This window comes from Synechococcus sp. MVIR-18-1, from assembly GCF_014279835.1.
Lineage (GTDB): Bacteria > Cyanobacteriota > Cyanobacteriia > PCC-6307 > Cyanobiaceae > Synechococcus_C.
Genome location: NZ_CP047942.1, coordinates 1,691,377 through 1,717,410, shown reverse-complemented (window position 1 = coordinate 1,717,410; position 26,034 = coordinate 1,691,377). Strand labels below are relative to the sequence as shown.

The following is a 26,034-nucleotide window of genomic DNA, read 5'->3' as shown; positions in this document are numbered from 1 at the left end:
ATGCACCGACAGGAGAATCGCCAGGGGACTGTCTGGTTGCTGGCAGGGACGGGTGATGGCCCGCACTTAGCTGAGGCTTTGATCTCGCAGGGATGGCATGTCCATGTCAGCGTCGTGGGCGCCATGGCGGCCCATCCCTATCGAGGAATGGATGTGGACGAGATCCACGTGGGTGCTCTGGGTGGTTCACAGGGAATTTCTCAATGGCTGCAGACGATTCCTGTGGATTGGGTTGTGGATGCCACGCACCCGTTTGCGCTGAGGATCAGTGACCAGTTGAACCAGGCTTGCAAGGTCTCGGGCCAGGGGTTGGTGCGATTCGAACGGCGGATGGAGGCCTCGGGCAAGGCGGTTGTACTCGGCTCCATGGCTGACCTTGCTGATCACGGCCTATCGGGACGACGACTTCTCCTGGCCCTTGGTGCCCGCCAGTTGGTTGAAGCAGCGCAGGTCGCTCGTGACGCAGGGGCCACAGTGTTTGCCCGAGTTCTTCCTTCGCCAATGTCTCTCATGAAGGCAGCGGCAGCAGGCGTTCCACCAGAACACCTAGCGGTGGTGCGACCACTTCAGGGTCCCCAGCCAGGTGCACTGGAAGCTGCTGTTTGCAGGCGCTGGGCGATCACAGACGTGGTCTGTAGGCAGTCGGGAGGAGCGACTGAGGCGCTCTGGGCGAGCCTTTCGATGGAAATGGGGTTTGCGTTATGGCTCCTGCGCCGACCTTCACCCATTGCTGAAGTTCCTGTCGTGCATAGCGTGAGCCAGCTTCTGGCGCATCTGAATGGCACAACACCCTGATCCTTTGTGGTTGGTCTTAACCACCGAGGCTGATCAACAGAGAGCCTCTGCACTCGCTGAGCAGCTGATCAGCCGTGAGCTCGCCGCTTGTGTGAGCTTTCAGGCCATTCAGTCTTGCTATCGCTGGGAAGGACGGGTTGAACGTGCCGATGAAGTGCAGCTTTTGATCAAGACCACGGCACCCGGTTTGAACGCGGTGCTCGGGGCTATTGAGGCGCTCCACAGCTACAACAACCCCGAGATTCTTCACTGGCAGGCTCGGCCATCGCACGCCTATGGCGCTTGGGCCGCGGCGTCGATCAATCCAGATGCTTAGCGATCAGATCAGGCAGTGAAACCTTTGAGCGAGGTCCTAATTGGGTCACGACCTGCCCGGCACAGATGGACCCCATTTTGCCGCAGACGTCTAAAGGGAAGTCATGGGTGTAGCCATGCAGAAAACCACCCGCATAGAGATCGCCGGCTCCCGTGGTGTCGACGAGATCTCCGAGCTTGTAGGAGGGGATTTCCCAGCGCTGATCCCCGCAGAGCACGACAGAGCCTTGAGCGCTGCGGGTTAAGACGGCCACGCTGCAGCGACCTTTGACTTGCTCAAGCGCGCTCTCGAAGTCAGCTGCTCCGTACAGAGATTTGATCTCATCCTCGTTGGCAAAGAGCACATCCACATGTCCGTCAACAAGCTCGAGAAAGCTTTCACGGTGACGGTCAACGCAGAAGCCATCGGAAAGCGACAGGGCTACTTGCCCGCCGCTTTCCCGGCAGGCTTCTGCGGCTGTGATGAAGGCCTTTTTTGCTGCAGGACTGTCCCAGAGGTAGCCCTCGAGATAGAGCACCTTGGTGTCGCGAACCATGGAGAGGTCAAGATCATCAGGGTCCAGTTGGGTTGAGGCACCGAGATAGGTGCACATGGTGCGTTCAGCATCCGAGGTCACGAGAATGAGGCAACGGGCCGTGCTCGCACCGCTCACGGCAGCCGGTGTCTCGAAACGGGTCCCAACAGACTGGATGTCGTGGATAAAGATGGTCCCGAGTTGGTCGTCACGAACACGACCAATGAAACCGGCCTTGCTTCCGAGTTGAGCGAGGCCAGCCAGTGTGTTTGCAGCTGAACCTCCGGAGGTTTCGAGACCTGGACCGCTGGCTTCGTAGAGGCTTTTGGCTTGGTCTTCATCCACAAGGGCCATGCTGCCCTTGCTGAGGTTGTGATCGCTCAGAAACTGGTCCTCGGTTTGAACCAACACGTCGACGATGGCGTTACCGATGCCCACCACGTCGAGAGAACTTGCAGTGCTGAACCGGGGAGTGGAGGACATCTCTGCTGTCGTTAATACAGCGAAAGTATGGCTGTTCGTTGGATCGCTGCTCTGAGGGGGCGATGCGAGTGCGCTTAGGCGCTGAGGAGAGCGCGCTTAGGACCATGGATCGGATCCTCCACCACGATCGTTTGGTCTCGGCTGGCACCGAGGGAAACGATCGCAATCGGCACGTCCATCAGGTCGGCTAGGAAGCGTAGGTAAGCCATCGCTGGGGCAGGAAGGTCTTCGAGTCGACGGCATTCAGCCGTGGAACATTGCCAACCAGGGAGGGTCTCAAAGATTGGCTTGCAACGAGCGAAATCTTCGGAGCTGCTGGGGAAGTAATCGATGCGTTCGCCATCAAGCTCGTAGGCCACTGACACTTGGATTTCATCCATTTCATCCAGCACATCGAGCTTGGTGATCGCAAGGCAGTCCAGTCCGTTGACTTGAACGGCGTAGCGCCCAATCACGCCATCAAACCAGCCACAGCGGCGACGGCGGCCCGTGGTTGTTCCAAATTCTCCGCCTCGATCACACAGCTGGTCGTTCAAGCTTCCAGAGAGTTCTGTGGGGAAGGGACCTTCTCCAACCCGAGTGGTGTAGGCCTTGGCGACTCCAATCACTCTGTCGATCAGGGTCGGACCGACGCCAGCACCGATGCAGGCACCTCCTGACACTGGGTTGGAGGAGGTCACATAGGGATAGGTGCCGTGATCGAGGTCGAGCAGAGTGCCTTGTGCACCCTCAAAAAGAATATTTTTGCGGTCGCTTGCGGCTTCATGGATGGCGCGGGTGCAATCCACCACATGAGGGGCTAGTCGTTTTCCGTAAGCCAGATATTCACGGATGATTTCTTCAGCATCCAATGGCTTTTCGCCATAGATGGTTTCGAGCAGTTGATTTTTTTCGCTCAGCGGGCCTTCAAGCCGATCACGCAGCCGATCTTCATCGAGCAGGTCGAGAACACGGATGCCACTTCGCTGAGACTTGTCTGCGTAAGTGGGACCGATGCCGCGGCCGGTGGTGCCGATTTTGCGTTCACCTCGTTGCTTTTCCATCGCCAGATCCAAGAGGCGGTGGTAAGGCATCGTGACGTGCGCAGTCGATGCCAACTTGAGGCCTGAAATGTCGATCCCGTTGGAGATCAGCATGTCGAGTTCTCCAAGCATCACCTTGGGATCAACAACGGTCCCGGAGCCGATCAGGCACGTGGTGTCTGGGTAGAGGATTCCGGAAGGGATCAGGTGGAGTTTGAGCACTCGACCGTCCACCACGATGGTGTGACCAGCGTTAACGCCTCCCTGATAACGCACCACGACATCGGCGGAGCGGCTCAGAAGATCGGTGATCTTTCCTTTTCCCTCGTCACCCCATTGAGCACCGATGACGACAACATTGGCCAAAGAATCGGCGGCCCGAAGCCGCATTTCTGCACAATCCAGCACTTTCGCAGACAGTCGTGCCTGCGGTCAAAGTGCTGTTCGATTTTGTGATCAAGTGCCGCGAACTGCTGCTTTCTCGGCCTTGCCCAATTCCTTGTCGATCCTGGCTCTCAGCGCATCGGGAACGGGACGGTTGGTGTAATTGTTGTAGTGACCAGCCAAGGAATTGAGTGCGGTCTGCATGGTCGTGAATGAACTCAAGCCGTTCACCTTGGGACGTGCTCTGTAACGAGAGACGTACTCGGTGATCAAGTCGCGGGCCTCGCCTTCAGCTTCTTGGCGATTCGCCGCGTCCTGGGGCAACGCCAAAGTGTCGTGAATGGTGTGGGCTACAGCAACGGTGTCTTGGACGTAGTCCCCGGTAAGGGTGGACGATTCGTTCCCGCAAGCCGTCACGAGCAAAGCAAGCCCAAGGCAAAGGGCCAAGGTCACATTGGTTAGACGGCGAGTGAGGCGTTTCAGTACGGCGATCATGACCGGAGGAAATTTGGTGGACTTTACGCGGGTTAGAGCTGGACCCGAAGCTCGGTTGGGATCGCTTTAAAAAGGGACGAGATGGCGTCGGCCTTGCTTAAAACGTTGGCGTCTCGTTTTGAACGTTGCACCAGTTCCACGTTTCCCTCGGCGGCAGCACGACCAACGACAACTCTCCAAGGGATGCCGATGAGATCGGCATCTTTGAATTTCACCCCGGCCCGCTCTCCACGATCGTCCAGTAGGGCATCGATCCCGGAGGCACGGAGCTCGTTGTAAATCTCCTCACCGAGGGCCATTTGGACCTCATCTTGAATATTGGCCACCACCACGATCACCTGAAACGGGGCAATGCTGAGCGGCCAGATCATTCCGGCGTCATCGTGATGCTGCTCAACGGCGGCCTGGGCTAGTCGTGAGATTCCGATGCCGTAACACCCCATCCAGAGGTGCTCCTGTTTGCCCTCGTTTGTGGTGATTTGCGCTCCCATCGATTGGGAGTACTTGCGGCCAAGCTGAAAAATATGTCCCACCTCGATCCCGCGTCGTTCTTCGAGGCTCTGTTCTGGCCTATGGACACAGTGATCGCCTGCTCTGGCATTACGGAGATCCATCGTGGGGATGGCGCCGAGATCAGACCAGTTGCAGCCCCAACGGTGTTCGTCGCTTGTGTTGGCTCCGCAGACAAAACGGTCGAGCTCTGCAGCTGTTGTGTCAGCGAGCTTGTAGAACGTGTTCCGCCAGCTGCGCGCCCCAGCGAGGAGGTGATCTGAGAGGTCGGGGCCGATGGAGCCAAACGGGAAGGGCTCCAGTCCTTGATATTTCAGTTGTTCGGCATTGATCGGGTTGAGATCGAGAACGGGGCTGTCGAGTTGTTTTGTGAGTGCGTTAACAAGCTTCACCTCGTTGAGTTCCTGGTCTCCGCGCAGACAGACAAGAACCGGCTGTTCATCGCCGGACTCAAGCTTGGCGAGGAGTAGCAGCACTTTGACCACCTGACTGGGATCAAGCGCATGGGCTGAACACAGAGCATCAATCGTGAGCTGCCCTGGAGTGGCAATGACCTGTGATTTCCCGCTGGGTAAGGGCAGAGCAGGTGGTGCGATTGAGACGGCTTTTTCTTGATTGGCTGCGTAATCACCATCAGGACTGATGAGGATCAAATCTTCTCCTGCATCGGCTGTCACCATGAATTCCTGGGATGCGGCGCCGCCGATGGCTCCACTGTCGGCATCAACTCCGACAGCCGTCAGGCCGCAACGTTGGAAGACTTGGGTGTAGGCCCTCTCCATCTGCGTGTACATGCTGGCCAGGTCTCCTTCATCTCCATGGAAGGAATAGGCATCTTTCATGATGAATTCGCGGCTCCGCATCAAGCCAAAGCGGGGGCGAATCTCGTCCCTGAATTTGCTTTGAATTTGATAAAGGGTGACTGGGAGCTGGCGATATGACTTCAGTAGATCACTGGCCAATTCCGTGATCACTTCTTCATGGGTGGGACCCAGGCCAAGGGAGCGTTCCTGGCGATCTTCAAGGTGGAACATGATCCCCTCTCCAGCGGTGTATCCCTGCCAACGGCCACTTTTTTCCCACAATTCGGCTGGTTGAAGTTGAGGTAACAACGTTTCAAGTGCACCAATTTGATTCATCTCCTCCCTGACGATTCTCATCACCCTTTGAAGGACCCTCCACATCAGTGGGAGATAGGCATAAATTCCTGAGCCAACGCGTCGGATATACCCGCCACGAATTAGCAGTTGTTGCGAAGCGATTTCGGCGTCAGCGGGAACATCCCGCAGCGTCACCAGCATCAGGCGGGAGACGCGCATAGCAATAAGTGTTGAATGAGATTGGAAGCTACCATCGCTGCGAGAAAATGGTCGCTTAAGGAAGTGTCCCGATCGCCTGGAACGTCGCTGGCATCCTGATTCTCAGCTGCTACTGTCTGCCCAATCCAGTGCGTCCTAAATCAGTCTCATGTTTCCTAGGTCGATCGAAAGTCCCGTTTCTGTTGCTGAGGATGCCTCTCTATCCACAACAGATGTTGACGCGGTGATGGCTCAATCAGATGCGTTAGTTGCAATCGATGATGTTCAAAAATCCTTGAACCGATCCAGAGCATCTGTTTATCGTTATACAAATACTGATTCCCGCAATTTAAATCCTCCTTTTAATCCCAAGAAGTTAAATCCCGAATATCGAAGCGATCAAAAAGATCCTCTTCTGTTTCATCCGAACGAAGTGGCGCGTTTTGCCAAGGATGTATTGAGGATTAAGGAGGTCACAGTTGAAGTTCTCAATTCTCCATCGACAGCGACTCAGCAAGTTCTAAGCGCCATCCTCGAGGAGTTACGCCAGATCAGAACGCACCTTGAAGACCTTCCTGCAGCACCGTCTGATCTTGCGGCCCGTCGCGATCGACAAGAACGTCCAGCCGCCTAGAGCTGCAATGGTGCGAGAATCATCTCTAGCCTTTTGATAACGCCTTTCCGGAGCTTTTCATGCCATTAGGTGTGGTTTGCGCAGGGTCAAAACCCTTCCCGGATGTCCTTAATCCTGCCTGAATGGACCCCGAGCCTGCCCGCGAACTTTCTCAGCAACCCTCGTTTCAAGTTGCTGCTCCAACACTTGCCTTTTTAGGGTTCATCCTTGCTTGCACCAGCCTTGGAATTCCCTTGGCGGCTGTATTGACCGATCGCCCTCCAATGGGTTCTTTGACACCACTCACTGCGCAAGATCGCCATGGATCTGAGGTCCCTGCCTCCTTCTCCCTCTCCGGGGCTACTCAATCTGATCGTTGAGATTCCAGCGGGTAGTTGCAACAAATATGAGTTTTCAGAAGACGTTGGCGTGATGGCACTGGACCGTGTGCTTCACCCTTCGATTCGATATCCCTTTGATTACGGATTTGTTCCCAATACGCTTGCCGAGGACGGCTCACCTCTCGATGCCATGGTGATCATGGCGGAACCTACCTTTGCGGGATGTTTGATCAAAGCCAGGCCGATCGGGGTGCTCGACATGGACGACACGGGGCATTACGACGGCAAGATTCTTTGTGTTCCGGTTGCTGACCCGCGGCAAGCAGGGATTAAGAGCATCCAACAAATTGCACCCAGCCAGCTTGAGGATGTGGCTGAGTTTTTCCGTACTTACAAAAATATGGATGGTCGCGTCATTTCGATTGGAGGTTGGCGTGACTCTGATGCCGTTGCTCCCCTGTTGGAGGCATGCGTTCGAGCGGCCGGTGGTTAAGGCCTCATGGAGCTGAATCCAGCTTTTCTGGGCAAGATCTGTGATTGGGGCGCTATTGAGGCCTTACTTCTTGTAAGTTGGTTCGCGCCTAGATTGTGAACGACCCGTGCCCACCATCCGTTTTGAGCAGGAAGGCCAACAGGTCGGTTGCATCGAAGGAGCGAATTTACGCAAAGCAGCCCTGTCATCTGGGATCAACCCATACAAAGGTCTGAACAACCTCAATAATTGTGGCGGGGTTGGCCAGTGCGGAACCTGCGTGATCGAGGTTCTTGAAGGAGCCCAGAACCTCTCCCCCCGTAGCGATGTTGAAGAGGTTTATCTCTCGGATCGCCCCGCAAATTATCGCCTGAGCTGCCGCACAAGTGTGAATGGCGATGTCACCATCAAGACTCGCCCTGACGAAGGCGTTGGTAAGGGTTCAAACAGCCTGCTTGGTGCTGTGAAGAACTTGTTTGGACGTTGAGCTTGGCTCCAACCATCAAGGTTTACAGCTACTCCCGATGTTCAACGTGCCGTAAGGCCCTGGCTTGGTTGGATGCCAATAACTTGGCTTACGAGGTTGTTGACATCACAACTGCTCCTCCTTCCAAAGAGGTTCTTTCTCTTGCCTTCGAGCGTTTGGGTCTTCGTCAACGTCTCTTCAACACCAGCGGCCAGAGCTATCGAGCCCTGGGAGCAGCTGTTGTTAAAGCGATGAATGACGATGATGCACTCGCCGCGTTGGCTGCAGATGGGCGTTTGATTAAACGCCCTTTTGTTGCCTTGCCCAGCGGCGATTTTTTGGTGGGTTTCAAGACCGAGGATTGGAACCAGGCTCTTTTGGGTTGAAATTCAGCCCATCGAGCTCGGTTATTAGTTCATCGACGCCACCTTGCGTGTGAAGTTGGAACATGCTGGTGCGTTTGAATTCTTCGAGAAACGCCACCAAAAGTTCCTGGCTCCGTTCCAGCACCACGCCTTGTTCGAGCGTGCGAGCGAGCTCCTCCCAAAACCGATCGAGCGTTTGGATCCCAAGATCTTCGAGAACTTGATCTTTCTGACCAAGTTGGTCTGCCGCACTTTTTGAAAGCCCCAACAGCGAATCCACCATTCCCGTAGCGAGCTGACGGCTCAGTTCGGATTCCGCCTTTTGCACTCCAGGCAGCTCCCTCAGCGGTGCCGGTAAGACCAGACCATCCAAATTTCGTTGCAGAGCGTGGCCGAATAGCGCCACAAGTTGTGGCCGCATCCCTGGACCCACTTGCGTGAGGATGAGAGGGAGCCAGAGCCGAAGCAGCTCCGCGAGTTCTCTTTCTTCGCTGCTGTCCACAGATTGATGACTACAAAGCCGGAGAATCCTGTCGGGAAGATTCGGCGAGCGCACGATGCCTTGCATGGCATCCAGAACACGCAGCGTGATCACTTCAAATAATTCGAGCGCCAGGACTGCGACAACGCCGCGACTGACGGCTGCTCGAAGGGGCTCAAGATTGAGAAGCTGAGCGCGGGACAGCCGTTCTGTGACTGGAACGACTCGCAATAGACGCCAAAATGGAATTAACAGTGGAAGATCAATCCAACGTCTGAGTAAGGCGTCTCTCCAGGCAATCGCAGGAAATCGACGTTTCAGTCGAAGCGTACGAACCAGGATGTCCAGTAAAAACAGGATTTGAAAAGGAATGTCGATCCGCCAGGACAGGTCGATAGGCATTCCGTTTTCATCAATTCCGCGTGAGTAATTGGTCTCCGCTAGCGGAAGAATTTTGGTGTTCCAAAACTGACGCTCTTGCCCCCAGTCGTGCTTGCTCAAGTAGCGGTCGCTGAGGAGATAAGCCGCCGCTTGTTTGGCTGAATCCATCTCAGCTCTCGCTCTAAGACGGTTCTTGAGCTTTTCGAATGCTCCAACGTTGCCAGAGCTGATGAACGGGTTTTCATCGACTAATTGGCTGTTTTTAACAACCAATTCCAGCCGCATTTGTCGTGCGGCTGGACTGTTAATTCCCAACGTTGAAGCGGTGGTCTCGAGTCTGCGGAAGTGCTCGACGTAGGACATCGTGTCTCGGTGAACTTCGATGCCCTTCAGCGGGTCGTAGAGGGGTGTGATGTCTGGCAGCCACGGCAGTGGCAAGGCCAAGTTGATCGATGGAACGGGATAGAGCGTTCTCTGCAGCCAGAAATTTCGCAGCGGAATGTAGGTGACATCGAAAATCACCCAGATCAGATTGAGCGCTGCAATCAGGGCTAAGACCTGATCCCAGCGGTTCCAGAACAATTGGATGGTGCGGGGTTTCACGCCCTGCCAGCGGGGTCGGACCATGGATCACCGTGCCTGGTTTCAGGCTATAAGCGAAGGCTGATCGCGCCTATCGTGAGCTTCAGGATTGAAGCAAGGTGCCTGTTGGTAGACAAGCAACACAACAGTCGTTCTGACGACGAGCGGCCCAACAGCAGCGAGACTCTTCAGGAGGGCCATAAGGATCAAAAAAAGGAACGAGGTTCTGGACATCCGCTCTGGGATTTTTGGGGCCCGTTGTTGTTCACGATGGCTCTCTATTTCGGGATTCGTCACTATCTGGCCGAGGCACGCTTCATTCCCTCAGGCTCGATGCTTCCTGGCTTGCAGATCCAAGATCGCTTGCTTGTCGAGAAGCTCACCTATCGCGGCCGCAAACCTCGGCGCGGAGAAATTGTTGTGTTCAATTCCCCCTATGCCTTCGATCCTGCACTGCGCTCAACAACGTCACCCCCACCTTTTCAATGCGTTCTCGCAAATATCCCTTTGATTGGGTTGATTCCTGGCGTCAGTCATCCGGCCTGTGATGCCTACATCAAACGCGTTGTGGCTGTGGCGGGTGATCAGGTGGTCGTCAACCCTCGAGGACAGGTGCGTGTGAACGGTGTTGATCTCGACGAACCATATGTGACTAATTACTGCCCTCTGGACAAGCGGGGTATGAGCCTTTGCCGCACCCTGAATGCCACGGTTCCGGAGGGACGTGTCCTCGTTCTTGGTGACAACCGTAGTAACAGCTGGGATGGGCGCTATTGGCCGGGTGGAGCCTTCCTGCCTGAAGATCAGATTATTGGTCGAGCGGTCTGGCGTTTCTGGCCATTTAATCGACTTGGTTCGTTGGGATCCTGAGTCCACAACTCACCACTTGCCCTCGCATGCGCATGCCGAGCCAAGGCTGGTTGGCAGCTCTCGGGGCTTGGGAAGCAGCACGGGTTTGATCCCATATTTGGTCAGGATCAAAGAGCAACCAGCGGTTGCTTCCGATGCTCAGTCGTTCTTCCTCCTGTCCAAGCAACCGTGCTGGGCCGAAACTGAGCGCCTGCCAGAGTTGGTTCACACTCCAGTTCAAATCGACCACGAGATGCTGCCAGAGGGTTGGCAGCACTAAGTGATGACCGGATAACCCTTTTGGACGTTGATCGGGAGGCAATAGACACTCCTCATCGTCGAGAGGAATGCCATGAACAGCAACGGCGTTGATCTTTCCTTCTCCTAAGGCCTGAATTAAGGCCCAGCGATCACGTTGTCCACCAATGGAAGGGGTGACAAACCAATGGGTCGCTTCAGCTGGTTGGCTGGATCGATCCTGCACGAGGTGCCACCAGCTGACAGTTGCCAGAGGAGATGACGTTGCATGGCTCAACATCTCCACTCCAGCAGCGGTGGAAAGATTCATGAGCACAAGCTTGCGATTGCTATGGCGGCGCTGCAATTCCAGGAGCTGCCCCATGGGTAGCGTTTCGCTGATGGTTGGATCTGCAGGCCATCCGGCTCGTAGTGTCTCCACGCCTTCCCGGATCATTCCGTCTCCGCCCAGGTTGGAGTCATTGGGTGCAATCAGCACAGGGGCTCCATCCATTTCTCCGAGCAGTAAGGCGCGGTCGATGAGGTTGGCAGACGGCATCTGCTCCCCAGCGCTCAGACCGATGGCACCTGCTTCAAGCAGATCGGCGTGGAGGCTGAGGCGTTCGCCTTCTCCGTGATGGGTGAAGCTTCCCCATAAGTGAATTTTGAGATCGCAATCGCTCGGCTGGAATCCCTTTAAGCGTTCTGGGCTATCCCGTTCCGATTCACCGTTTGGAAGCAGTGCGAGCTGTCCATAACCGGCTCGCCCTGCGGAGTTGATGAGGGTTTTGAGCGTCTCTCCGCTTCCTGTAAATGGACTGGGAAGGCTTGAATGTGGGTCGACAAGACATGGGGCGAGGAGTTGCTGGGCCCGGTTATGCCCCGAAACACCTCGCTCAGCGGCTCGCTGCCTTGCCTCTTCCCCTAGGGCGATAAGACGATCATCTTCAAAGAGAGCAGCACTTCCTACTTGGAGCGGCTGATCGCTTGCGACTAGAACCTGCACGGGGTCGAGCAGCATCGTCTCAGTCATGGGTTCAGAGTGCTCCCGCTGCTGTTCGATCCAGAACCCCACCGAGGTGGGAGGTGAGATTAAGGCAACTCACCACTGCAGGTTGGCTTGGATCTTCTGGCATGTCGATCACCGTGACGCCTCCGTTGCCTTGTTTCACGGCCCAAATGTCTTTGGGGGCAAGGCCTAAGAGGTGACACAGGATTGTTTTGTTCACTGCATCATGCGCCACAACTAAGGCTGTCTCTGAAGGATCGAGCCCATCCGCGATGCTGTTCCAGCAGGCCACAGAGCGTTCCCATACGTCTTGAATCGTTTCGCCTTCGGGCATTTGCACCGTCTCGGGAGCGTCCTTCCAGGCCTGGAGTAACTCTTCCCAGCCCTCTCGAATTTCTGATTCCAGCTTTCCCTCCCAAAGCCCGTGGCCGATTTCCATCAGGCCATCAGTCACGGTGAGCGGTACGCCGGCGTGCGATTTCAAAATCCCCTCAGCGGTTTCTCTTGGACGAGACATCGAGCTGCTGTAAGCCCGATCCAGAGTCACAGCCTCGAGGAAGGAGCGAGCCGCCTCTGCTTGGGCATGGCCGTTGCTATTGAGGGGAATATCAATCTGTCCTTGGAATCGCCCCTGCCTGTTCCAATCTGTTTCACCGTGGCGGACAAGCACCAGACGCGCCTTGGTGCCTTTGGCTGGCAGAGCCGGCTCTAAGTGGGCAATGCTGTTTAAGCATTCGATCTGGACTTGGTAGCCATTAGGCCCGGAAGAGAGGTTGAACACCGACAACGATGCATTGTCCAGGCGTAGCCGCCTGAAGCCTCCTTGAGGCTCGCCCAACAACACCAGAATTAAGCAGCGAAGAATGGCGTTGTGACCCACGACCAGAACGGTGTCGTCGCCAGTCACTGGATGCCGTTCCATGAGGCCTTTCAAGAACGCCCGCGCCTGAACCATCAACTCGGTTAGCGGTTGATACCGGGTGCCGTCAGCGCGGGTGAGTTCTAGCTCTTCCGGTCGTTGACGCCAGGTGGCGTAGCCCTCTGGATCCTGGATCGCCCGTTCATCGGCTGTTAGCCCGCTCCAGGGCTCGAGATCAATCTCCAGCAGTCCGTTATCCAGAACGGGGGCCAGGCCGTCTTGACGCACGCTCAGCACTCCGGCTGTGGTAGCGGCAGCACGTTGAAGAGGTGAGCTGTAGGCCGCATCAATCGGGACGTCGGCCAAGGCCACGCCCATGCGTCGCGCCTGGTCTTCGCCAGTGGCTGTGAGTGTTGATAGATCGTTGCGCCCCTGGATGCGGCGCTCAATGTTGAAGCTGCTCAGGCCGTGGCGGACCAGGAGGAGACGCAGTGACACCGCAACAAGGGGGAAAGGCGCGGTCATCGTATGGGCGCACGGTCCAATCACGCCGAAATGGTCAAAATCGGTCGTTGGTTGCCCTTCGCCGGAGAGAATCACTTGCAGTTGCGCATCGTCTGTTGACCAGCCCGCTGAACGGACGTTCAAACGCAGCACCTAAGTGGAAAGTCCTTCTAGCTGTCGTTTCGATGGTGCTGGCTTGCAGCGTTTGGTTCCTCGGCTTGATGGACAGCCTCGGGCGCCCATCTGTGGCTCCCGCTTTGTCGTTGGAGCAGCAAGAGCTGGCGTTGTTGGCGGATCCCGCCTTGATGCCATCGCTCAAACCTCTGCTTGTTGGCCAAGATCCTGCCAAAAGCTTGCTTGAAACGTTGAGAGAGACCCCTCTCGACAGCCTCAGCGAACGCCAAACACTGTTATTTGCATCGTTAGAAAACGATCCAGGGCGTCGTAAGACCTTGTTGGAGACTCCACTTCAAACCCCAAACCTTCGGACGCTTCAGGAAACTTTGGCCATCGAGCCGCGGCCTCGTGACCTCTCCTCACAGGACCAGGAGTTGTTGTCTGACAACAGTCCTGATCCCTTAACCCGGCGTTTGGTGTGCCAAGCATTGGGAGGTGAACCGTCCGATTGCCTTGAAAGCTCTGCAGCCAAGGCTGCATCCAAGGCCGCGGCTCGACGTCTTGTTCTGAGTGAGCTGATGCCGCTCGGAGCACTGTTGTTGGGTTCTCTTCTGCTGGTTCGTCAGCTTTGGTTGCTTCTGCGCCGCAAGCAATCGTCCTGGCCTGAACTGCAAGCCGCACCCCTTGGTTTGGTGGACATGGTGCTGCTGATCGCTGGGGGTTTTGTGGTGCTGGGCGAGGTGCTGGTCCCACTTTTAGTCACTCCTCTTTCAGCCTTGGTGGCTCGGAGCATTGCGGCGCCACTCAACCAGTCGGTGGCTGTGCTGATTGGCTATTGCGCTCTCGCGACGCCGCCGTTGCTCATCCTCAAAAGTCAGCTTGATGGTCTTGATCAGCGTTTGCTGCCTGCAGGTGGTTGGCTTCAGTGGCGCGTGAGCCCATGGTGGACGGCACTGTTTCAGGGCGGCCGCGCCTGGTTGATGGTGATGCCGCCTGTGGTGTTAACCGGTTGGCTGATGAGTCGCTTTATCGGCGATCAGGGAGGCAGTAATCCATTGCTGGAAATGGTGCTGAACGGCAGCGATCCGTTGGCCTTGTTCCTGCTGGCCATCACCGCGGTTGTGCTCGCCCCTCTGTTTGAAGAAACAGTGTTCCGTGGGGTGCTGTTGCCCGTTTTAGGACGCTCCTTCGGGCGGGGTTGGAGCGTTTTTGGCAGCGCCCTTGTGTTTGCGGTTGCTCACCTCAGCATTGGTGAGTTACTTCCTTTGTTGGTTCTTGGTTTGGGTTTGGCATTGCTGCGTTTAAGCAGTGGTCGACTCCTTCCTTGTGTGGTGATGCATGCTCTCTGGAACGGTGTCACTTTCCTGAATCTTGTCTTGCTGGGAACTTGAGTTGATTTCCCTGATGCTGTAAGACATTTCAGCCTTGCGGGCGGACCATACGGGTGGTTCACTGGCGCATTGCCCTAATCGTTCAACGTGGTCGCGGTTCCCCAAACTCAACCTGCCCCACAGGAACACGCATCTGCCACTGGTGCCTTTGAGCTCATTCAGGGGTCACTGTCCGCCAAGCGTGTTGCACGCCGCTCTCCCCTGCTTGCCGGTCTTCATCGTGCGGCTGATGGCAGTTTGATTGGGGTGTTCACAGCTGTTCTGGCTCTCAGTGGACTCACGCTTCACTGGCAATATCGCTGGACGGTTGCTTTTGAACGCTTGGAGGACACCCGAGGCGTGGGCCACCGACTGACGGAGTCCACAGCAATGCTTGAGCGTTATCTCCTCGATCGAACCCAGACTCCAAAGTCGATGGTTCCGACGACCGCTGAAAAATTGGTGTATCTCGAACGTCCCAATGAAGAGGAGTCCGGTGGTTCCCACGATCATCTCGCTTTCATTGGCTCCTTGATGGATCGTTCAATTCATCACGGGTATTAAACAGATGCCAGCCAAGCGGCAAGGCTCGACCCCTAAGGCGCGTCGTGAACGACGAAGGGTCATTCGTCTTGAGCCGGTGCCCGCGGGTCGCATGAAAGTGGTCTTTGTGCTGCTGTGTGCAGGTTTATTGGGTTTGGTTGGGCGTATGGCCTGGTTACAGATTGTTCAAGCCTCCGAGTTGGAGGCGCGGGCCCGTGTGGTGCAAACCCAACGCACCAAGCCCCTGGGCAGCCGCCGGCCGATTGTGGATCGCAACGGCAGGCTTGTGGCCTTAGACGAGGAGCGTTATCGAATCTGGGCTCACCCTCGTTACTTCAACTTTCCTGGCGACGAGCCGACGCTCATTCGTGACCGTCAAGAGGTTGCTGCACGCCTCTCCCCCGTGTTGGCCCTTTCCTCTGGCGAGCTCAACAAAAGGATGGGAGACAGAGCGTCTGGCATCAAGTTGGCTGAGGGCGTTGACCCTGAAACGGCAACAACAGTTCGTTCCCTTGGAATCAGCGGCATCGATCTTGAGCCCTATCCCTACCGCGTCTATCCGCAGGGATCTCTTTTTGCCAATGTCGTTGGTTTCCTCAATCAAGAGCGTCAGCCCCAGGCGGGGCTGGAACAGAGTCGTGACGATGACCTGCAGCGTCACGAACAGGCCAGGAGTCTTCGTCGCGGAGCAGACGGAACCCCGTTGCCAGACAACCTCGCGCCAGGCGTGTTTTTCGGGGATGACTTGAGATTGCAGCTCACCTTGGATGCCCGCTTACAGGAGCTGGCTGCCAAGGCCCTGTCGGCACAGGTCAAGACCTGGAAAGCCAAAAAGGGAGTGGCGATCGTGATGGATGTCACCAATGGCGAATTAATGGCGCTGGCCTCAACGCCGACGTACGACGCGAATCGCTATTGGGATTTCAATCCAGAGCGTTTTCGCGAATGGTCTGTTCAAGACCTTTACGAACCGGGTTCGACTTTTAAGCCGATCAATTTGGCTTTAGCGCTTCAAGAAGGTGTGATCCAACCCAACGAGACGGTTTACGACAGTGGGGCCCTCACAATTGGTGGCTGGCCGATTCGCAACCACGACCGCAAGGGCAATGGCGTCGTGGATTTCGCAACCGTGCTTCAGGTTTCAAGCAATGTCGGCATGGTGCAGGCGATGCGCAAAATGCGTCCCTCTAATTATTGGGACTGGTTGAGTCGGCTTGGGCTCGATGCGAAGCCGGACACAGACCTTCCAGGTGCAGTAGCGGGCCAGCTGAAGACCAAGGAACAATTCACGACGCAGCCCATCGAGCCAGCTACAGCAGCATTCGGTCAAGGCTTCTCGCTGACACCTCTCAAGCTTGTTCAATTGCATGCACTGATCGCCAATGGCGGGAGGCTTGTGAGTCCTCACATCACCCGTGGTTTACGGGCTGGCCATGCATTGGCTCCGAGTGGTGAGCGCATGGGGCAACCCTTGCTTCGCCCAGAGGTCACGCGCACAGTGCTGAACTGGATGGAATCCGTGGTGGAAAAAGGCAGCGGTAAGGGGGTGCGCACCCCTGGTTATCGCATTGGCGGCAAAACAGGCACAGCCCAAAAGGCAGTGAATGGTGTGTATGTCCCTGGGGCCTTGATTTGCAGTTTTGTCGCAACGCTTCCGATCGAGGACCCTCGTTATGTCGTGCTGGTGGTGGTTGATGAACCACAGGGGGAGCACGCCTATGGCTCAACTGTGGCTTTGCCTGTGGCTAAATCCATCATTGATGGGCTCCTGGTGATTGAAAAAATCCCACCAAGTGGTCGGGTTAAATCTGCACAAACGGACACACCTCCTCCTTGAGCTGTCAGTTTGAAAATCGTCGCTACGTTGAATTCATAGAGTTTTAGTGCGCTATGGCCACCCTCCTTGAGCAGCTTTCCGCCATGACCGTGGTGGTGGCCGATACGGGTGATCTCGAAGCGATCAGGCGTTTCACTCCCCGTGATGCGACCACCAATCCCTCCCTGATCCTTGCTGCAGCACAGATTCCTGCTTACGAGAATCTCATCGATGAAGCCTTGCGTTCGTCACGCCGGCTTCTAGGAGAGAGCGCTCCGGTGGAGCAAGTGGTGCATGAAGCGCTCGATGAAATCAGCGTGATATTTGGAAAGGAAATTCTGAAGATCGTTCCTGGCCGTGTTTCAACGGAGGTTGATGCCCGCCTCAGTTACGACACAGAGGCCACGATTGAAAAAGGTCGGAAACTTATTCGCCTTTACAACGACTCGGGAATCAGTAATGAACGTGTCTTGATCAAAATTGCCTCCACGTGGGAAGGAATCAAAGCGGCTGAAGTTCTTGAGAAGGATGGCATTCATTGCAACCTCACTCTGCTGTTTGGTTTCTCTCAGGCTGTGGCCTGCGCCGAAGCAAGCGTCACGTTGATCTCGCCGTTTGTTGGTCGCATTCTTGATTGGTTCAAGGCCGATACAGGGCGCGATTCCTATCCAGGTCCAGAAGATCCTGGTGTGATTTCAGTGACCAGCATCTTCAACTACTTCAAGACATACGGCTACAAAACCGAAATCATGGGGGCCAGCTTCCGCAATCTTGATGAAATCACTGAGCTTGCAGGTTGTGATCTATTGACCATTTCCCCGAAATTGTTGGATCAATTGCGTAGTAGTGATGCTTCGCTGATTCGCAAGTTAGATCCTTCCAATCTTGCTCCTGTTGCAGAGCAAATGAACGTGGATCAGGAGCGCTTCGTCTCCATGATGGCTGAGGATCGGATGGCTACTGACAAGCTCAGTGAAGGCATCAAAGGTTTCAGCAAAGCGATTGAAACTCTCGAGCAGCAACTTGCTCACCGTTTGGCTCAGATCGAGGGTGGCTCTGCGTTCAGCCATGCCGTTCAAGAGATTTTCCTGCTGAACGATTTCAACGGTGATGGCTGCATCACCCGCGATGAATGGTTGGGAAGTGATGCGGTCTTTGATGCCTTAGATCAGGATCATGACGGTCGTTTGACACCAGACGATGTGCGCTTGGGTTTCGGTGGCGCCTTGTCTTTGACCGCCGTTTGATCGAGCTTGTTTAAGGCTCCAGACAGCAAGCACGCCCTCGCTCTATGGAGTGAAGGCGTGTTTTTTAGTGGCTTGCAACAGAGGCTCGCTGAGTCCATATTCAATCGTTAGGGTCATTCGTCGGGAGATTTAGGGGGGTTGGCTGCAATGGCGCTCCAGCTTGTCTGGTTCAAGCGAGACCTCCGGGTGAAGGATCACCAGCCCTTGCAGCAGGCCTTGCTTAGGGGGCCAGTGCTGCCGCTTTATGTCGTTGAGCCTGAGTTGTGGCAGCAGCAAGATGTCTCCGAGCGGCAGTGGTTGTTTTGCCGAGAGTCTTTGCTGGATTTGCGGCTCGCGTTGGCGGAGCTGGGTCAACCGCTGCTGGTGCGCCGTGGTGATGTGTTGGAGGTGTTTGAGCGTGCCCATCGTCAATTTGGTCTTGATGGGCTCTGGAGCCATGAAGAAACCGGAAATGGTTGGACGTATCAGCGTGACCAACGCGTCGCTCTCTGGTGCCGGCAGCACGGCATCGCTTGGAAGGAGATTCCCCAATTTGGCGTGATCCGCCGTCTGCGGTCCCGCAATCGATGGGCCAAGCGCTGGGAGGCGCAGATGGCTGAGCCAATCACGCCTTCCCCGTTAGGGCTGCCATCGATCGAGGGGATCGAGGCCGGCATCATTCCTGATCGACCCCATCCGGAGCTGGCAGCCGATCCATGCCCGCATCGTCAAAGCGGTGGTCGTTCCATGGCCTTGCTGGAGCTGGACGATTTCCTCGAACATCGGGCGTCCGGCTATGCACGCTCCATCTCCAGCCCCAACACCGCGTTTACCGGGTGTTCACGCCTCTCTGCTTATCTCACTTGGGGATGTCTCTCGATGCGAGAGGTAATCCAAACAAGCCGTGGCTTTAGCGGTCGTGGAATAAGCAGTTTTGAGTCACGCCTGCATTGGCATTGCCACTTCATCCAAAAGCTAGAAGCGCAGCCAGCGATTGAATTCGAAGATTTTCATCCGTTCATGCGTGGGCTGCGCTGCGCGGATGATGAGCGACTCTCTGCCTGGTCGGAGGGACTCACTGGAGTGCCTTTCGTGGATGCTTGCATGCGCGCATTGCGGGCCCACGGTTGGATCAACTTCAGGATGCGAGCGATGTTGATGTCGTTTGCCAGCTACCACCTCTGGTTGCCGTGGCGGGACAGCGGACTTCATCTGGCGCGACAGTTTGTGGACTACGAGCCCGGGATCCACTGGAGCCAGTGCCAAATGCAGTCAGGCAGCACAGCCATCAATACCGTGCGGGTCTACAACCCGATCAAGCAGGGGCAAGACCATGACTTGAAGGGTGAATTCATTCGCACTTGGTGTCCTGAACTCCACCTGGTTCCCGATGTCTACGTGCATGAGCCGTGGAAGTTGTCGATGGCAGCGCAACGTCAGGCAGGGCTCGAGCTTGGAGTGGACTATCCCCTGCCCATGGTGGAACCTGCGCTTGCAGCTCGGGAGGCGAAGCAGAGGATTTGGGCGATCAGGGAGCGCTCTGGATTTTCTGCTATTGCTGATGGAATTCAGCAGCGCCATGGGTCGAGACGTTCAGGTTTAGCGCCAACGGGTCAAGGTCGCCGCCGGCGACGGCGAAACCCTACGCTCGATGATTCCCAACAGCTCACGCTTGATCTCTAACCCCTTTGCAGCATCAAGCGGCGGATGACCCTCTGGGCGATGTCCCCGTATCCCATTTCACCAGAGAGAATTTGGGCAATGCGCTGCGGAGCAGTGGGACGTTTGATGCCGAGTTGATAGCCCACGTTTGGAAAGCGATAAAACACCTGGGCAATGCGACGCCCCCAAGCCATTGAATCGCCCCAGCGTTCGCGCATCCGTTTTGAGTAGTTGGAAAGGTCAGGCTGAGTTCCGTTCAGCCAAGAATCGAGACTGGCCGCTGCTTCGCAGCCGCTCATCAGCGACGGCCTGAGGCCTTCGGCAAGAAAGGGGTCGCAGAGCGATGCAGCATCACCGACTGCCACTACGCCTTTGCCGTGGAGGGGTGTGTGGCCATTCCAGACTCTTAATTCGGAGTTTTGTCGCAGCCCGTCTGTGGAGGCAAACCCTAAATCCGGTAGGAGTTGTTCGAGCACGGCTTCCGCGTCACTGGCCCGGCGTCCAATAAACGTGCCCACTCCCACATTGATGCCGTTTGCCAGTGGAAACGCCCAGGCGAAACCATGGTGGACGAGCCCAAATTCAAACCTGGCGGTGCCAGGTTGCAAGCTTCCCATTCCTTCGAGGCGAACAGAGAGCGTCTTGGCCATGTGCAGAGATCGAGGGCCGATTCCTAAGCGTGTGGGCCAAGGAGAACCGGAGCCATCGGCCAGAACCACGGCTTTGGCCTCGATCACCTCCCCGCCCTTGCTGCGTACAAGCCAATGGCTTTCATCCTGCTGAAGGTCCACAACCTCGAAGGGCTGCCGCAGCTCTGCCCCTAAAGCGATCGCTTGCTCCAGCAAGAGTGCGTCGAGCCGCTCACGCTTGACGATCCAGAAGGGTGCAGAGCCTGGAAGCTCCGCGACCACAGGATCAGTGAGACACCAGCTGAAATCCACCTGTTGGATGACGTCATCAACGGCTGGTTGTAAGTCGAAGGGGAACCACTGCTGAACGGAGGCCGCCATCCCACCAGCGCATGGCTTCAGCCGCTCTGATCGGTCCCGTTCCAAAACGGTGACGCGATGACCTAAGCGGGCGAGATGGAAAGCCGTGCTGGAGCCGGCTGCACCGGCCCCGATAACAGCAACGTCAGTGGTGCTCAAACCTTGAGGATTTCAACCTCTTTATCCGCTAAATGTTTTTCCAGTTCTGCGATGAAACGATCGGTTGTTTTCTGAATTTGATCTTGCTCATCTCGGCTTTGATCCTCTGAAAGATCTCCTTCCTTCTCTTGTTTCTTGATTTTGTCGATGGCGTCGCGACGCACGCTGCGCAAGGCCACCTTCCCCTCCTCTGAATACTTTGCGGCAAGTTTGCAGAACTCTTTACGGCGCTCTTCTGTGAGTGGAGGCACATTGATGCGGATGACCTTGCCGTCGTTGTTGGGCGTGAATCCCAAATCACTGGTGGCGATTGCTTTTTCGATCAGCGCTAGAGATCCCATATCGAAGGGTTGAACGGCAATCGTCTGTGAATCGGGAGTCGAGAGACTCGCCAGTGATTTCAGTGGTGTATCAGCGCCGTAGTACTCCACACTCACTCGATCCAATAGCGAGGGATTGGCTCGGCCCGTGCGGATGGTGTTGAAGTTGCGCTGGGTGGCTTCCACCGACTTGCGCATGTTGGCTTCGAGATCGGATTGCGACATGACGATGACTAGTTGCTGATACGAGAACCGATGGGCTCACCGGCCACGGCTCTGCCGATGTTGCCAGGTTCAAACAAATTAAAAACAACAATTGGGATGTTGTTGTCTTTGCAAAGAGCGATGGCAGTGCTGTCCATTACCGCGAGCTCGCCGCTGAGTACCTGTTGGAAGGTCAAGGAGTCGTAGCGGACGGCATCAGGGAATTGATGGGGATCTTTGTCATACACACCGTCAACCTTGGTGGCTTTGAACACCACATCAGCACTGATTTCGGCTGCGCGTAAAGCAGCTGTGGTGTCGGTGGTGAAAAACGGATTGCCACAACCTGCTCCAAACACGACCACCCTGCCTTTTTCTAGGTGTCGCATTGCGCGCCTGCGGATGTAGGGCTCAGCCACTTCTTGCATCTCAATGGCGGTTTGTACGCGGGTGGGAATTCCGGCTCGCTCCAGTCCGTCTTGCAGGGTGATGGCATTCATCACGGTGGCGAGCATGCCGACGTAGTCAGCTGTGGCGCGATCCATACCGGCGGCGGAACCCTTCAAACCTCTGAAAATGTTTCCGCCGCCGACGACAATCGCCAACTGCGTGCCAGTGGCAACAACTTTGGCAACATCTGTGGCGATGGCCGAAACAATTTCAGGATCAATTCCGTAGCCCTGATTGCCCATCAGCGCTTCACCGCTGATCTTCAGGAGGGCACGCGCGTAGGCCATTCGATATCCTTATCTGTAGGACAGTAGCAAGGCTGTTTCTGGGAGATCGGGAGAACTGATCGACTTCTGATCAAGCCCTGCCTTCCTTCAGAACTCAATTCCTTGTTGTGCTTTGACGCCCTGTTCACGAAAGGGGTGTTTGACGAGGGACATTTCCGTGACCAAATCGGCTCTTTCAATCAGCCCATCTGGAGCTCCTCTGCCAGTGAGGGCAACATGCGTGAGTTCAGGCCTTTCATCAAGGCCTTGCAGGACTTGATCCAGTTCGAGATAGCCAAGTTTTAACGCCACGTTCACTTCGTCCAGCACGACAAGTTTTTGCTTGGGGTCTCTGAGGTAAGAGAGCGAGGTCTCCCAAGCCGCTTGGACCAACTGACGATCACGCTCACGATCTTGGGTTTCCCAGGTGAAGCCCTCTCCGAGGGCATGCCAACTCAGGGCATCTCCAAAGGCTTTGAGTGCTTTGGCTTCTCCAGGCTCCCAGCCCCCTTTGATGAATTGCACAACTGCAACCTGGTGGCCGTGACCGAGGGTTCGTAAGGCCAAGCCAAGAGACGCAGTGGTCTTTCCCTTGCCGTGGCCGGTGAAGACCAAGACCAATCCCTTTTCAACACTTCTTTCTGAGACCCGTTTGCGCTGCACGTCTTGACGCCGTGCCATGCGCTTTCGGTAGGCATCAGCGTCTTTCTCTGGGGCTAAATCGCCTCCCATGCCAAGAGATTCGGCCGATTGGTCCAAGGATGATGGGTTCACAGGTGTTGGCTTTGCGGCTGATGTTTGATCCGAGCTCATGACAACTCCCCAGTTCCCTCCAGCATGCCGCTATCGGGGCACCTTGCTGTGATGCGCTGCAGAGCAGCCCCGGCCAAAACAGACTGCTCAACCGTGGTGAAGCCGATCTGCTGCAATTGCTCGGGGATGTTGTCCTCAAGCAAAGCAATCGCAGTTTCTGTCTCGAACAAAGCGCAAAACAGTTGTTGGGGGAGTTGCAAGAGAGGACCAGCGGGGTGGAGATCAACAACAACGAGCCATCCGCCTGGTTTCAGCAATTTCAAACAGGACAACAACACTTGATGCCGCTCGGCTCGAGGAAATTCATGCAGCGCAAGGCTGATTTGAATGGCATCAAAGCTGGCTGGCGTGCATGGCGGATCTTCTGCGAGCCCCTCAATGCAAGTGAGGAGTGGATGACGGGTTGCGGCGAGTTCGAGAACCTTGGGTGAGACATCGAGACCGGTGACCTGAAACCCTGCTTCGATCCATGGCGCTGCCGCTTCTCCTGAGCCGCAGCAAAAGTCGAGCACCGTGGCCCCCCTTGGCAGAACAGGATCGAGCGCTGCTAATCCAAGGCATCGCAGTCGATCGACACCTCCAACACTCAGGGCAGAGATCGCGGTGACGGTGTCGTAGATCCAACGGTGGCGGTAGGCCAGTTGGCGAAGGGGTGATGTCATCAGGCTTCTCTCCTAGCTAGCGCGGCATCGACGGCCTGTTGTTGATCTCGTCTGGTGATCCAGTGGTGATAGGTGCGGGTGTGAATCGCCACGGAATGTCCCATCATCCTGGCGGCCACGGTATCGGGGAGTCCGATGTGGATGGTGCGTACGGCCCAGGCGTGGCGAAGGTCGTAGGGCGTGAGGGGAACGTCGTATCTCCTGAACTGCTCGGCAACACGCCGTCCGACTTGTTGGAGTGTGGTGTGGCGGAGATCGGTGCAAACAGGAGGGAGGGCCGCGGCATTGGAGGCCAGATGCGTCAAGTTGAAGCGATCCACCCATTCCGGATGGAAGGGCCAAACCTGATGCTCACCGGTTTTGGTGGTGGGAAGAACGCGGATGACCCTGTCTCCTCCATCCGCTAAAGCCGAAACATCCGTGAAAAACACCTCATGGTTGCGAAGTCCATAGGTGGCCATCAGTCCATAAACCAGACGCCAACCCGGATTGGGAATGCGCAGCATGGCCTCAACAATTTGCGGGTCGCTGGGTAACTGCCGAAAACGAGCGCGGTGCAGGCCGTATCCCCCCGCCTCTGCACGCCATGCATCTGGAAGGGGCAGATTTTGATGCCGGGCGAGTGCCCCTAGGGCAGTGGAACACTGCTGGCGACTTCGGCTTCCATCGGGATAGCTGTTCAGCGTCAGCAGTAATAAGTCGGGAGTGAGGAGCGAGTGTTGTTCAAGAGCCAAGGCCTTGAGGCGTCGCAGGTAGGGCTGGTAGGCCCCGCTCCAGGTGGTGCGGCTACCAGCTGGGGAGCGACGACGACGGGGGTCTGCGAAGAATGCCTCCTTAAACGTATCCAGATCGCGATCCAAGGGATCGGCAACTGAAGTGGCTTCGCCATTTGGAGTGTTGTGGTGCTGAACTTTTTGCTTCGGTAACCACTGGTCCCATACAAAAAGCTGTCGCTTTATTTGCAGCTCCACAAGCTGCGCCATGCGCTCAGCCTCTTTCAACCCATTCAGGTCGGCCAGGAGTCCAAGACTCAGGCGCTGGGTTTTCCAGTGGTTGGGTTGCTTACGGCATGGCAGCCGTCCACGCAGATTGAGTTTTTGCCCTCGGCGCTCCACACGAAGACCACAGCCCTGCTCGGCCAAAGCCGCATTGGCGGCCACGATCGCGGTGTCGAAGTTCATGACCCTGTAAAGACAGCGTCACCATGACGTTGATGGGAGTTACGCTCAACCCCTAAGAATCAAGAATTTTCCATGGCTCGGGTTGGCATTCTTCTGCTCAATCTGGGTGGTCCAGAACGGATTCAGGATGTTGGCCCCTTTCTGTACAACCTGTTTGCGGATCCAGAAATTATTCGGCTGCCCAACCCGATCCTGCAGAAACCCCTCGCTTGGTTGATCAGCACGTTGCGCAGTAGTAAGTCGCAGGAGGCGTATCGATCAATCGGAGGAGGTTCTCCTCTCCGCCGAATCACTGAGCAGCAAGCGCGAGAGCTCCAGAGTCTTCTGCGCCAGCGTGGGGTGGACGCCACCAGCTACGTGGCCATGCGCTATTGGCACCCATTTACCGAATCGGCTGTGGCTGATCTCAAAGCTGATGGCATTGACGAAGTTGTCGTTCTTCCCCTTTACCCCCACTTTTCAATCAGTACCAGCGGCTCGAGCTTCCGTGAGCTCCAACGTCTTCGGCAAATGGACGAACGCTTTGAGGCGTTGCCTTTGCGCTGCATTCGCAGTTGGTACGACCATCCAGGCTATGTGCGCTCGATGGCTGAACTCATCGCCGAGCAAGTTCGCGCCAGTGACGACGTCGAAAAAGCCCATATCTTCTTCAGCGCCCATGGCGTGCCGAAGAGCTATGTGGAAGAGGCCGGCGATCCCTATCAGCAGGAGATTCAAGCTTGCGCGGCTCTGATCATGGCTGAATTGGAGACCATTGTTGGCCACTCCAATCCCCATACCCTCGCCTATCAGAGCCGAGTTGGGCCGGTGGAATGGCTCAAGCCATATACCGAGGAGGCCCTCGAAGAACTCGGCCGGGCGAAGACGCAAGATCTGGTGGTGGTCCCTATCAGTTTTGTGAGTGAGCACATTGAAACGCTCGAGGAAATTGACATCGAATACCGCGAACTTGCGACTGAGTCAGGTGTCGTGAACTTCCGTCGCGTTAGGGCTCTGGACACCTACCCACCCTTTATTGCCGGATTGGCTGATTTAGTCGAGGCCAGCCTTGAGGGTCCAGAAGTGAATCTCGACCAGGCGGCTGAACTGGCCACCACCGTGAAGCTCTATCCCCAGGAGAAGTGGGAGTGGGGTTGGAATAACAGCTCCGAAGTGTGGAATGGACGCCTGGCCATGGTTGGTTTTTCTGCCTTCCTTCTCGAGCTGATCAGCGGCCATGGCCCACTGCATGCTGTTGGTTTGCTTTAAACAGTGCCAATTGGTGAGATGGCCACTTAATC

Annotated in this window: 26 protein-coding genes; 13 read left to right on the top strand and 13 right to left on the bottom strand. The window is 56.0% G+C overall.

What is annotated here, in order from left to right; genetic code table 11:
• On the top strand, positions 1-795 hold the full coding sequence (gene cobK / locus SynMVIR181_RS09215; protein ID WP_186590595.1) for a precorrin-6A reductase: 795 nt from the start codon (positions 1-3) through the stop codon (positions 793-795).
• Positions 779-1,111, top strand: a complete 333-nt coding sequence (gene cutA / locus SynMVIR181_RS09210; protein ID WP_186589031.1) for a divalent-cation tolerance protein CutA — start codon at positions 779-781, stop codon at positions 1,109-1,111. The genes cobK and cutA overlap by 17 nt, the downstream gene beginning before the upstream one ends.
• Here cutA and SynMVIR181_RS09205 read toward each other — a convergent pair.
• From SynMVIR181_RS09205 to SynMVIR181_RS09190, 4 genes are all read right to left on the bottom strand, one after another.
• The gene (locus tag SynMVIR181_RS09205) at positions 1,095-2,108 is read right to left on the bottom strand and encodes an adenosine kinase (protein ID WP_186589030.1); all 1,014 of its coding nucleotides are present in this window, start codon (positions 2,106-2,108) and stop codon (positions 1,095-1,097) included. The genes cutA and SynMVIR181_RS09205 overlap by 17 nt on opposite strands.
• A gap of 74 nt (positions 2,109-2,182) precedes the next feature.
• Positions 2,183-3,520 carry an adenylosuccinate synthase gene (locus tag SynMVIR181_RS09200; RefSeq protein WP_186589029.1) on the bottom strand — a complete coding sequence of 446 codons (1,338 nt, stop codon included), beginning with the start codon at positions 3,518-3,520 and terminating at the stop codon, positions 2,183-2,185.
• A 66-nt stretch (positions 3,521-3,586) separates the two neighbouring features.
• Positions 3,587-4,009 (bottom strand): photosystem II protein Psb27, encoded by a 423-nt coding sequence (psb27, locus tag SynMVIR181_RS09195; protein ID WP_186523494.1) that lies wholly within the window; start codon positions 4,007-4,009, stop codon positions 3,587-3,589.
• A gap of 32 nt (positions 4,010-4,041) precedes the next feature.
• Positions 4,042-5,838, bottom strand: coding sequence for a proline--tRNA ligase (locus tag SynMVIR181_RS09190; protein ID WP_186589028.1), 1,797 nt, complete (start codon positions 5,836-5,838; stop codon positions 4,042-4,044).
• A gap of 148 nt (positions 5,839-5,986) precedes the next feature.
• Here SynMVIR181_RS09190 and SynMVIR181_RS09185 point away from each other — a divergent pair, with 148 nt between their 5' ends.
• The 4 genes from SynMVIR181_RS09185 to SynMVIR181_RS09170 all read left to right on the top strand — a co-directional run bounded on the left by SynMVIR181_RS09185 (position 5,987) and on the right by SynMVIR181_RS09170 (position 8,095).
• Positions 5,987-6,451, top strand: a complete 465-nt coding sequence (locus tag SynMVIR181_RS09185) for a resolvase (RefSeq protein WP_186589027.1) — start codon at positions 5,987-5,989, stop codon at positions 6,449-6,451.
• A 300-nt stretch (positions 6,452-6,751) separates the two neighbouring features.
• The gene (locus tag SynMVIR181_RS09180) at positions 6,752-7,264 is read left to right on the top strand and encodes an inorganic diphosphatase (RefSeq protein WP_186523489.1); all 513 of its coding nucleotides are present in this window, start codon (positions 6,752-6,754) and stop codon (positions 7,262-7,264) included.
• A 106-nt stretch (positions 7,265-7,370) separates the two neighbouring features.
• Entirely contained in the window at positions 7,371-7,730 is a 360-nt protein-coding gene (locus SynMVIR181_RS09175) for a 2Fe-2S iron-sulfur cluster-binding protein (protein ID WP_186515992.1), read from the top strand.
• Positions 7,731-7,732: 2 nt separating this feature from the next.
• Positions 7,733-8,095 carry a Spx/MgsR family RNA polymerase-binding regulatory protein gene (locus SynMVIR181_RS09170; protein ID WP_186589026.1) on the top strand — a complete coding sequence of 121 codons (363 nt, stop codon included), beginning with the start codon at positions 7,733-7,735 and terminating at the stop codon, positions 8,093-8,095.
• Here the strand turns inward: SynMVIR181_RS09170 and SynMVIR181_RS09165 are convergent.
• Entirely contained in the window at positions 8,058-9,563 is a 1,506-nt protein-coding gene (locus tag SynMVIR181_RS09165) for a hypothetical protein (RefSeq protein ID WP_186589025.1), read from the bottom strand. The genes SynMVIR181_RS09170 and SynMVIR181_RS09165 overlap by 38 nt on opposite strands.
• Positions 9,564-9,614: 51 nt before the next feature.
• Between SynMVIR181_RS09165 and lepB the strand changes: the two genes are divergently transcribed.
• Positions 9,615-10,388: a signal peptidase I gene (lepB, locus tag SynMVIR181_RS09160; RefSeq protein WP_186589024.1), complete on the top strand. Its 774-nt coding sequence runs from the start codon at positions 9,615-9,617 to the stop codon at positions 10,386-10,388.
• Here lepB and SynMVIR181_RS09155 read toward each other — a convergent pair.
• On the bottom strand, positions 10,360-11,637 hold the full coding sequence (locus tag SynMVIR181_RS09155) for a dihydroorotase (RefSeq protein WP_186589023.1): 1,278 nt from the start codon (positions 11,635-11,637) through the stop codon (positions 10,360-10,362). The two genes, lepB and SynMVIR181_RS09155, sit on opposite strands and share 29 nt — an antisense overlap.
• Before the next feature lie 4 nt (positions 11,638-11,641).
• Entirely contained in the window at positions 11,642-12,970 is a 1,329-nt protein-coding gene (locus tag SynMVIR181_RS09150; RefSeq protein WP_222929434.1) for a histidine phosphatase family protein, read from the bottom strand.
• 122 nt (positions 12,971-13,092) lie between these two features.
• Between SynMVIR181_RS09150 and SynMVIR181_RS09145 the strand changes: the two genes are divergently transcribed.
• The 5 genes from SynMVIR181_RS09145 (at position 13,093) to SynMVIR181_RS09125 (ending at position 19,731) form a co-directional block, all read left to right on the top strand.
• Positions 13,093-14,484, top strand: a complete 1,392-nt coding sequence (locus tag SynMVIR181_RS09145; RefSeq protein WP_304623032.1) for a CPBP family intramembrane glutamic endopeptidase — start codon at positions 13,093-13,095, stop codon at positions 14,482-14,484.
• Positions 14,485-14,571: 87 nt separating this feature from the next.
• Entirely contained in the window at positions 14,572-15,027 is a 456-nt protein-coding gene (locus tag SynMVIR181_RS09140) for a hypothetical protein (protein ID WP_186589022.1), read from the top strand.
• A 4-nt stretch (positions 15,028-15,031) separates the two neighbouring features.
• A complete protein-coding gene (locus SynMVIR181_RS09135; protein WP_186589021.1) occupies positions 15,032-16,843 on the top strand; it encodes a penicillin-binding protein 2 in 1,812 nt (603 codons plus the stop codon).
• A 53-nt stretch (positions 16,844-16,896) separates the two neighbouring features.
• Entirely contained in the window at positions 16,897-18,069 is a 1,173-nt protein-coding gene (locus tag SynMVIR181_RS09130) for a transaldolase (RefSeq protein ID WP_186589020.1), read from the top strand.
• Positions 18,070-18,216: 147 nt separating this feature from the next.
• Positions 18,217-19,731: a deoxyribodipyrimidine photo-lyase gene (locus SynMVIR181_RS09125; protein WP_186589019.1), complete on the top strand. Its 1,515-nt coding sequence runs from the start codon at positions 18,217-18,219 to the stop codon at positions 19,729-19,731.
• Here SynMVIR181_RS09125 and SynMVIR181_RS09120 read toward each other — a convergent pair.
• From SynMVIR181_RS09120 to SynMVIR181_RS09095, 6 genes are all read right to left on the bottom strand, one after another.
• Positions 19,728-20,858 (bottom strand): NAD(P)/FAD-dependent oxidoreductase, encoded by a 1,131-nt coding sequence (locus tag SynMVIR181_RS09120; protein WP_186589018.1) that lies wholly within the window; start codon positions 20,856-20,858, stop codon positions 19,728-19,730. The genes SynMVIR181_RS09125 and SynMVIR181_RS09120 overlap by 4 nt on opposite strands.
• Positions 20,855-21,403, bottom strand: coding sequence for a ribosome recycling factor (frr, locus tag SynMVIR181_RS09115; RefSeq protein WP_186589017.1), 549 nt, complete (start codon positions 21,401-21,403; stop codon positions 20,855-20,857). Before frr ends, SynMVIR181_RS09120 begins: the two co-directional genes overlap by 4 nt.
• 8 nt (positions 21,404-21,411) lie before the next feature.
• Positions 21,412-22,119 carry a UMP kinase gene (gene pyrH, locus SynMVIR181_RS09110; RefSeq protein WP_186523462.1) on the bottom strand — a complete coding sequence of 236 codons (708 nt, stop codon included), beginning with the start codon at positions 22,117-22,119 and terminating at the stop codon, positions 21,412-21,414.
• Positions 22,120-22,206: 87 nt separating this feature from the next.
• Positions 22,207-22,911 carry a cob(I)yrinic acid a,c-diamide adenosyltransferase gene (cobO, locus tag SynMVIR181_RS09105; protein WP_186589016.1) on the bottom strand — a complete coding sequence of 235 codons (705 nt, stop codon included), beginning with the start codon at positions 22,909-22,911 and terminating at the stop codon, positions 22,207-22,209.
• Entirely contained in the window at positions 22,908-23,573 is a 666-nt protein-coding gene (locus tag SynMVIR181_RS09100) for a class I SAM-dependent methyltransferase (RefSeq protein WP_186589015.1), read from the bottom strand. The genes cobO and SynMVIR181_RS09100 overlap by 4 nt, the downstream gene beginning before the upstream one ends.
• The gene (locus SynMVIR181_RS09095) at positions 23,573-24,754 is read right to left on the bottom strand and encodes a site-specific integrase (RefSeq protein ID WP_186589014.1); all 1,182 of its coding nucleotides are present in this window, start codon (positions 24,752-24,754) and stop codon (positions 23,573-23,575) included. Before SynMVIR181_RS09095 ends, SynMVIR181_RS09100 begins: the two co-directional genes overlap by 1 nt.
• Positions 24,755-24,826: 72 nt before the next feature.
• Between SynMVIR181_RS09095 and hemH the strand changes: the two genes are divergently transcribed.
• Positions 24,827-26,002, top strand: a complete 1,176-nt coding sequence (gene hemH / locus SynMVIR181_RS09090) for a ferrochelatase (protein WP_186523455.1) — start codon at positions 24,827-24,829, stop codon at positions 26,000-26,002.
• Positions 26,003-26,034 lie beyond the last annotated feature (32 nt).

Excerpts from the sequence above, each read along its gene's own strand:
- psb27 (WP_186523494.1), bottom strand. The coding sequence starts at position 4,009 with ATGATCGCCGTACTGAAACGCCTCACTCGCCGTCTAACCAATGTGACC.
- SynMVIR181_RS09185 (WP_186589027.1), top strand. The coding sequence starts at position 5,987 with ATGTTTCCTAGGTCGATCGAAAGTCCCGTTTCTGTTGCTGAGGATGCC.
- SynMVIR181_RS09165 (WP_186589025.1), bottom strand. The coding sequence starts at position 9,563 with ATGGTCCGACCCCGCTGGCAGGGCGTGAAACCCCGCACCATCCAATTG.
- hemH (WP_186523455.1), top strand. The coding sequence starts at position 24,827 with ATGGCTCGGGTTGGCATTCTTCTGCTCAATCTGGGTGGTCCAGAACGG.
- SynMVIR181_RS09130 (WP_186589020.1), top strand. The coding sequence starts at position 16,897 with ATGGCCACCCTCCTTGAGCAGCTTTCCGCCATGACCGTGGTGGTGGCC.
- cobK (WP_186590595.1), top strand. The coding sequence starts at position 1 with ATGCACCGACAGGAGAATCGCCAGGGGACTGTCTGGTTGCTGGCAGGG.
- SynMVIR181_RS09095 (WP_186589014.1), bottom strand. The coding sequence starts at position 24,754 with ATGAACTTCGACACCGCGATCGTGGCCGCCAATGCGGCTTTGGCCGAG.
- pyrH (WP_186523462.1), bottom strand. The coding sequence starts at position 22,119 with ATGGCCTACGCGCGTGCCCTCCTGAAGATCAGCGGTGAAGCGCTGATG.
- SynMVIR181_RS09125 (WP_186589019.1), top strand. The coding sequence starts at position 18,217 with ATGGCGCTCCAGCTTGTCTGGTTCAAGCGAGACCTCCGGGTGAAGGAT.
- SynMVIR181_RS09135 (WP_186589021.1), top strand. The coding sequence starts at position 15,032 with ATGCCAGCCAAGCGGCAAGGCTCGACCCCTAAGGCGCGTCGTGAACGA.
- cobO (WP_186589016.1), bottom strand. The coding sequence starts at position 22,911 with ATGAGCTCGGATCAAACATCAGCCGCAAAGCCAACACCTGTGAACCCA.
- SynMVIR181_RS09200 (WP_186589029.1), bottom strand. The coding sequence starts at position 3,520 with ATGCGGCTTCGGGCCGCCGATTCTTTGGCCAATGTTGTCGTCATCGGT.
- SynMVIR181_RS09155 (WP_186589023.1), bottom strand. The coding sequence starts at position 11,637 with ATGACTGAGACGATGCTGCTCGACCCCGTGCAGGTTCTAGTCGCAAGC.
- frr (WP_186589017.1), bottom strand. The coding sequence starts at position 21,403 with ATGTCGCAATCCGATCTCGAAGCCAACATGCGCAAGTCGGTGGAAGCC.
- SynMVIR181_RS09180 (WP_186523489.1), top strand. The coding sequence starts at position 6,752 with ATGGATCTGAGGTCCCTGCCTCCTTCTCCCTCTCCGGGGCTACTCAAT.
- SynMVIR181_RS09190 (WP_186589028.1), bottom strand. The coding sequence starts at position 5,838 with ATGCGCGTCTCCCGCCTGATGCTGGTGACGCTGCGGGATGTTCCCGCT.
- SynMVIR181_RS09100 (WP_186589015.1), bottom strand. The coding sequence starts at position 23,573 with ATGACATCACCCCTTCGCCAACTGGCCTACCGCCACCGTTGGATCTAC.
- SynMVIR181_RS09205 (WP_186589030.1), bottom strand. The coding sequence starts at position 2,108 with ATGTCCTCCACTCCCCGGTTCAGCACTGCAAGTTCTCTCGACGTGGTG.
- cutA (WP_186589031.1), top strand. The coding sequence starts at position 779 with ATGGCACAACACCCTGATCCTTTGTGGTTGGTCTTAACCACCGAGGCT.